We start from the raw sequence: 6563 nt of genomic DNA on the forward strand, positions 1-6563 counted from the left end.
CGGAAGATCCGGAGGGCATGCTGCCACACGGAGCGGCCGGCCGCAGGAGGCGGATTCCGTGCAAATCCCTTGCGCCAGACGAGTTCTGCACACATCGCCGCGCCCAGGGTCCGGGCCGTCTCCCGCCGCAGCCGCAGCCGCAGACCGTTCGGGCCGACGAGGATCGTAGATCCCCCGTGACCCGCGACGCCCAGCGGCAGAGGACCGGGCGGGGACGGGCCCAGCTGCGAGCCGGGCGTTGTCACGTTGGTGAGTACGTGGATGTCTGACGGTGCGTTGGGGTGTGATGGGGCCGGGTTCCGGGCCGGTGCTCAGCCCTGGGTAAGCAGGCCGATGTTCTTGGTGATCTGCTCCCAGATCGCGCAGCGGACGGTCATCTCGGCGCGGTGGTCGGGGGCGGTCATCCGGTGGCGTCGGGGCCGGAAGTGGGGTGAGATGCCGCTGAACGCGGCCAGGAACCGCCGGGCTCCGCCGACGCTGCGGAAGCCCTTCAGGGCGCGTTCGCGTTGCCGGGTGGATTGGTGGGAGTTCTCGGCCCGGTTGTTGAGGCCCTTGTGGGAGCGGTGCTCGACGGAAGGCATCACCTCGCGGTGGGCGGCCCCGTAACTGCGGAGCTTGTCCGTGACCACCACCCGTGGCACCGAGCGGGTTTTCTTGAGGAGCTTGCGGAAGAAGCGCCGGGCCGCGGCCTTGTCGCGTCGGTTCTGCACGAGGATGTCCAGCACGGTGCCGTGCTGGTCCACCGCGCGCCACAGGTACGTCAGCTCACTGTTGATCTTGATGAAGACCTCGTCCAGGTGCCATTTGCCACCGGGACGGGGACGCCGGTGACGCAGCGCGTTGGCGTAGGCCTGACCGAACTTCAGGCACCACCGCCGGACGGTTTCGTAGGAGACGAGCACGCCGCGCTCGAGCATCAGTTCCTCGAGCTTGCGGAACGACAGCGGGAACCGGTGGTACAGCCACACGCAGTGGGAGATGATCTCGACGGGGTGCCGGTGCCCTCGGTACGACGGCGGCACGGACGACACGAACAGCCCCCTCCCCGATACGACCTCCACAAGATCATCCCACGCCGGTCAGCCAACGTGACAACGCCGGCTCAAGGGCTTCCGTGGCGTCGCGACGAGGTACGAGAAGACCGCCGCCTCCTACGAAGCGGCGGTCACCCTCGCGTCGTTCCTGCTCTGGGCGAGATCCGTTTGAAGACGGACCCTAGCTCAGACACCAGCCGTAAGGCAGCCGTCAGGACTTCGTGACCGCGGTCTTCTTCGGCTGGCGGGGGACGGTCTTGGTCTTGTCGAGATGCCCATACACCGTGAAACGCGGGACGCCGAACATGCCGGCGATCTGCTGGACGGTCTTCTCTCGCTCGTCGTAGAGGCGTTGGGTGAGCGCTGCCTGCTCCTTGGTGAGCTTGGGCCGTCGTCCGCCGACCCGGCCGCGGGCCCGTGCGGAGGCGAGACCGTCGTTGGTGTTCGCCACGATCAGCTGGGGTCCCGGTAGTTCTCGCGGAAAAAACAACGGTGCAGGCCCTGACCTGCCGTAACGGCTGCACGCGCTTCACTAGGTGAGCGCTGGCTCAGCGGCGGCCGTCTGCTCGTCGTGCTCACGTAGTGCGGATCCATCGCTCCCGTCTGCCGGGCTGACCTGCGGCAACGGGAGATGAAAGCCAGGACGAACCCGCGGAATGTCGCACACCTCGTGGCAGCTCACGGTCTCAGCGTGGTGTTTCAGTGCGCAGCCGGGCCAGGACGTGTCCGTCCGGCGCAAGCGCCGTGACGGTGATCGTGGCGTCCTGGGGCACGCCGTCGAGGAACGCGTGGTAGGTGCCCCAGCCCGGGTCGCCCGGCAGGGCGAGCAGCTGGGCCTCGTGTGGCGTGCCGTTGTCGACCTGTATCACCACCCGGGCGGGTGCGGTGCGGGTGCGGAAGGCGCCCGTGCACGCCACTCCCTGCGCCAGGGTGGTCGTGCCGGCGCTGATGCCGCCGGTCTTCAGGCTGTCGCCGCCCGCGTGGGCCCGGGCGAGCTCGATGGACTGGGTCAGGTCGCCCGGGCCCACGACGTAGTTCTGCCGTCCTTCCGGCAGCAGCGCCATGCGCAGGCCGTGCCCGATCGGGACCTGTTGGTAGGGCCGCACTGTCTGTGCACCCCGCTGCGGTGGGGAGCTGGTCGGTTGCGGCCCGGGCATGGCGGCGGCGGGTGGCGCCGGTGCGGCACCGTCGTCCGTGCCTCCCCCGGCGAGCGCCCCGAGGGTCGTGGCCGCCAGCAGCGCGGCGGCCCCGGCGCCGCCCGCCAGGGTGCGGCGGCGACGGCTCAAAAACCGGCCCCGGCGCACCACTTCGTCGACGGGGGCCGGGCTTGCCGGGAAGGCGTCGGCCGCGCGGTGGAGCGCCTGGGCGAGCCGCATGTCGTCCTCGTTCACTTCCGGACCTCCTCCCGCGCAGCCTCGCTCCGCTCCAGAGGGACAAGGCCGCGGTCGCATCCGGTCACGGCCGGCTCGGCGCGGAGCTTGCGCAGGGCACGGGCGGCGTGGCTGCGCACCGTGCCCACCCGGGTTCCCAGGAGCGCGGCGACCTCGCTCTCACTGCGGTCCTCCAGGTAGCGCAGGACGACGACCGCCCGCTGTCGCTGGGGCAGTCGGGCCAGGGCCGCCATGAGCGCAGAGCGCTCGGTGATCGAGTCGGTCCCTTCCGGGGCGGCCGTCTCGGGGAAGCGGTTGGTCAGCCACTCCCGGGCCCGTGGCACGCGTAGCCGGTCCCGGTTGGTGTTGATCATGATGCGCCAGACGTAGGCGTCGGGGTCGTCGCTGCGCCTCACCCGCTCCCATCGGGCATACGCCTTCGCCAGGGCTGTCTGCACCAGGTCCTCCGCGTCGTGGTGGTGTCCGGTGAGCAGGTGAGCGGTCCTGAGCATCCGGGGCCAGCGGCTGACCACGAACGCCCCGAACTCTGCTTCCGCGTCGGTCTTCACTCCGGTCCTCTGTTTGCCGCGTCCGGTCCCCGTCCGCCGTACTGCCCCGGTGCGGGGTGCACCGGGGCAGTACGGAAGGCTCCGGCCACGGGGCTGCGGTTGCGGTCAGCGTCCGGCCAGGGGCAATTCATACGCCAGGGTCGCCAGCACCGTGCCATCGAGGCCGTATGCGGTGATCGTGACAGCTCCCCGCGGGGCCCCGGCGCCGGCGGCGTCGAGGTAGTAGGTCCCCCAGCCCGGTCCGCCGGGCAGGCTCAGCATGCCCGCGTCCCGTTCGGTGCCGTCAGCCGTGCGGACGGTGATCCGGGCGGGCGGGGTGCTCGTGCGCCATGCGCCGGTGTACAGCACGTCGGCCCCGTCGACGGCGATGCCACCGCTGAGGCTCTCGGGCCGGATGTCATCGCCCACCATCCCCCGGGCCTGCTCGACCGCTTCACGAACGTTCGTCCAGGCCACGACGTAGTTCTGCCGTCCCTCAGGCAGCAGGGCCATGACGGCGCCCTGCCCGATACTCACCGGCTGGTACGGCTGCACGATCCGCGGCCCCGGGGCCGTCGTCGCACGGCCCGGGGCCTTCGCCGGTGCCACCGCGTCCACCGCCGCCGGCACCTGGGCAGCATGCCCGGCCGTCCGCTCCACGGCCACAGCCGCCCCGGCGCCGCCCGCCAGCACCACGGCCGCGGCGCCCATCGTGGCGAGCCGCTTCCATCCGCGCCTGGTCTCCATCCGATTCCTCCTGCGAGTCTCAGTGATGCATCTGTCGAACTCCTGCACCACTCAGACGGTCACAGGGCCTCACTTCTATGTCCTGCCGCATGATTTTCCCGTGAGAGATCGATCACGTCCGCCGCACCGGGATCCTCGCCGCCTGCACCGGCACCTGCACGGCCGGGTGCGTCTGGGAGATGTCACCCAAAGCGGGGGGCCTATCTGTTTCGTCAACCGGTCGGGGCTGGTGGGCTCGGGTTTCGTGGCACGTACGGCAGAGGGGCCGCCAGCAAGCCAGCGGCCCCTTTGCGGGCGGTTCGACGTCGGTGGGAGAACGACTACTTCATCTCGGCCACCCGCCACTTTCCGTCGATCTCGGAGAGAAGCAGCTCGGTGATGTCGAGAGGGTTGTCGCGGACACCGACGTTGCCCTTGCCGAAAACTTCATCCGCCGAGGTGGGAGCCGGTGTGCGGGATGCGCGGGTTCTCGAGCACGGACGCTGGAATCGGTGCTCTCGCGGGGCTGGCGATCAGCCCGGCATGATGGCTGGTCGTGCTGCTGCGACTGGCTTACCTGACCGTGACGAACGCGTTCGCCGTGCTGCGCCTGCTGCCCATGAGCGACCGGGACATGGAAACGGAGATCCTCGCCCTCCGGCATCAGATCACGGTGCTGGAGCGCCAACTCGGTGGCGAGAAGGTTCGGTTCTCCCCGAACGATCGCGCGTTCCTGGCGGCGTTGCTGCACCGCCTGCCCTCGCAGGTGCTGCGCAGGATACGGCTGGTGGTGCGTCCGGACACGGTGCTGCGCTGGCACCGCGATCTGGTCGCACGCCGCCACGCTGCGCGCTCCCGGCCCAAGCGCCCGGGAAGGCCGCGGACCGTGCGCTCCACCCGGCTGCTGGTGCTGCGGCTCGCCCGCGAGAACTCCAACTGGGGATACCCCCGCATCCATGGCGAACTCCTCGTTCTGGGCGTTACGGTGGCCGCCTCCACCGTCTGGGAAATCTTGAAGGAGGCCGGCATCGACCCAGCGCCCGAGCGGACCTCGAGCACTTGGGCGGGCTTCCTGCGTTCCCAGGCCGACGCGCTCCTGGCGTGCGACTTCTTCGAAACCGTCACCCTGTCCGGGGCCCGCTTGTCCGTGTTCGCCGCGATCGAGCACGCGAACCGCCGGATCCGGATCCTCGGCGCCACCGCGCACCCCACCGCATCCTGGGTGACGCAAGTCGCGAAGAACCTCGTCATGGACCTCGAGGACGCCGGCTGCCGTGCCAGGTTCCTGATCCGGGATCGGGACGGGAAGTTCCCGCGGTTGTTCGACGAGGTACTCAAGGACGCGGGTATCGAGGTGGTGCTCAGCGGCGTCCGGATACCGAGAATGAACTCGATCATGGAGCGGTGGGTGCAGACCTGTCGGCGCGAGCTGCTGGACCGCACCCTGATCTGGAACCAGCGACACCTGCTCCACGCGCTACGCGAGTTCGAAGACTTCTACAACTCCCACCGGCCCCATCAAGGCATCGCCAACGCCCGCCCGCTACGCCCCTTGCCGATGCCGATCAGCGATCCGGAGCAGATCACCCACCTCGACATACGACGCCAACGACTCGGCGGCATCCTCCACGAGTACCGACATGCCGCATGACCTGCGCGGATGAGCTTTTCGACAGGCGCAACGTTGATCGGTTCGGGTAGTGCACGAAGGGGCGCGGCTTGCTTCAGCGTTCGGTGCGGCCGGTGCTCGTTGGAGAAGGTTTCGAACTCGCGGAGCGCGTACAGGAAGTGGCTCTGGTTCCAGATCAAGGTGCGGTCCAGGAGCTCGCGCCGGCAGGCCTGTAGCCGGCGCTCCATGAGGGAGTTCATCCGGGGTATCCGGAGGCCGGTGGTGATCACCTTCGGGCCGGCGTCGGCCGGCAGGGCGTCGCAGGCGGCGGTGAACTTCGCGTCTCGGTCCCGGATCAGGAGCCGCGCCCGGCAGCCGGCATCCTCCAGGTCCATGCCGAGATGGCGGCCGCGCTGCACGATCCACTCCGCGGTCGGGTGCCCGGTGGCGCCCAGGATCCGGACGCGCCTCGTGGCGTGCTCGATGACGGCGAAGCCGTACAGCCGCGCCCCGGTCAGCGTCCGGGTCTCGAAGAGATCGCAGGCGAACAACGCGTCGGCCCGGCTGCGCAGGAAGGCGGCCCAGGTGGTGCTCTGCCGTTCGGGCGCGGGCGGGAGGCCGTGCTCGCGAAGGATCTCCCAGACGGTGGATGCGGCGACCTGGATGCCGAGCGCCGCGAGCTCGCCGTGGATCCGGCGATACCCCCATGAGGCATTCTCGCGGGCCAGACGCAGGACCAGGATGCGGATCGAGCGGACGGCGGGTGGGCGCCCACGGCGCTGGGGCGCGCAGGTCGCGGCAGGGCGTCGCTTGAGCAGGTCACGGTGCCGGCGCAGGATCGCGTCGGGGCGTACCGGCAGCGGGAGGTGGCGCAGCTTGCCCAGGGGGAGGTGGTGGAGCAGGCCGGCGAGGACAGCACGGTCGGTGTCCGTGACCGCGGGCTTGGCAACCTGGCGTTGCAGGACGAGCAGTTGGTGCCGCAGGGCGAGGATCTCGATGTCTTTGTCCCGCTCGCTCATCGGCAGGAGACGTAGCAGGGCGAAGATGTTGGTAGCGGCGAGGTAGGCCAGGCGCAGCAGCACAACCGATCATGATGCCGTCCTCCCTCGCTCAGGTGAAGACAGCGGGGTAACCGGCAGCTGCATCAGAGATGGCCGGCCAAGGCCGTGACCTGGGCGGATGGGCCTTGACCCCTGATCTTGGACACACGAGACACTGGATCCTGAGGATCTGAGAACGGACATCTCGTGGTCATGAAGCACTATCCGCCGGAGTT

General features: G+C 69.6%; 6 protein-coding genes and 3 pseudogenes. 2 read left to right on the plus strand and 7 right to left on the minus strand.

Annotated features, from left to right (window positions below; genetic code table 11):
* Window positions 1–245: pseudogene (locus AB0I73_RS39710) on the minus strand (hypothetical protein); the annotation flags it as partial.
* A gap of 66 nt (window positions 246–311) precedes the next feature.
* Window positions 312–1037, minus strand: coding sequence for an IS6 family transposase (locus AB0I73_RS39715; protein ID WP_363045266.1), 726 nt, complete (start codon window positions 1035–1037; stop codon window positions 312–314).
* Window positions 1038–1098: 61 nt separating this feature from the next.
* Between AB0I73_RS39715 and AB0I73_RS39720 the strand changes: the two are divergent.
* Window positions 1099–1206, plus strand: a pseudogene (locus AB0I73_RS39720) (IS5/IS1182 family transposase); the annotation flags it as partial.
* A 39-nt stretch (window positions 1207–1245) separates the two neighbouring features.
* On the opposite strand, the gene AB0I73_RS39725 reads toward AB0I73_RS39720, so the two are convergent.
* The 4 genes from AB0I73_RS39725 to AB0I73_RS39740 all read right to left on the minus strand — a co-directional run bounded on the left by AB0I73_RS39725 (window position 1246) and on the right by AB0I73_RS39740 (window position 3699).
* Window positions 1246–1485 (minus strand): helix-turn-helix domain-containing protein, encoded by a 240-nt coding sequence (locus AB0I73_RS39725; protein WP_363045261.1) that lies wholly within the window; start codon window positions 1483–1485, stop codon window positions 1246–1248.
* 235 nt (window positions 1486–1720) lie between these two features.
* Window positions 1721–2425, minus strand: a complete 705-nt coding sequence (locus tag AB0I73_RS39730; RefSeq protein WP_363045262.1) for a hypothetical protein — start codon at window positions 2423–2425, stop codon at window positions 1721–1723.
* The gene (locus AB0I73_RS39735) at window positions 2422–2973 is read right to left on the minus strand and encodes a SigE family RNA polymerase sigma factor (RefSeq protein ID WP_363045263.1); all 552 of its coding nucleotides are present in this window, start codon (window positions 2971–2973) and stop codon (window positions 2422–2424) included. The genes AB0I73_RS39730 and AB0I73_RS39735 overlap by 4 nt, the downstream gene beginning before the upstream one ends.
* 105 nt (window positions 2974–3078) lie before the next feature.
* The gene (locus AB0I73_RS39740; RefSeq protein ID WP_363045264.1) at window positions 3079–3699 is read right to left on the minus strand and encodes a hypothetical protein; all 621 of its coding nucleotides are present in this window, start codon (window positions 3697–3699) and stop codon (window positions 3079–3081) included.
* A gap of 535 nt (window positions 3700–4234) precedes the next feature.
* Between AB0I73_RS39740 and AB0I73_RS39745 the strand changes: the two genes are divergently transcribed.
* Complete coding sequence (locus tag AB0I73_RS39745) at window positions 4235–5329, plus strand: integrase core domain-containing protein (protein ID WP_363045265.1); 1095 nt, start codon at window positions 4235–4237, stop codon at window positions 5327–5329.
* A gap of 35 nt (window positions 5330–5364) precedes the next feature.
* On the opposite strand, the pseudogene AB0I73_RS39750 reads toward AB0I73_RS39745, so the two are convergent.
* Window positions 5365–6369, minus strand: a pseudogene (locus tag AB0I73_RS39750) (integrase); the annotation flags it as partial.
* Window positions 6370–6563 lie beyond the last annotated feature (194 nt).

This window comes from Streptomyces sp. NPDC050388, from assembly GCF_040655635.1.
Taxonomy (GTDB): Bacteria; Actinomycetota; Actinomycetes; order Streptomycetales; family Streptomycetaceae; genus Streptomyces.

Bases quoted from the DNA above. Each gene is read 5' to 3' on its own strand.
- AB0I73_RS39740 (WP_363045264.1), bottom strand. From the start codon at position 3,699: ATGGAGACCAGGCGCGGATGGAAGCGGCTCGCCACGATGGGCGCCGCG.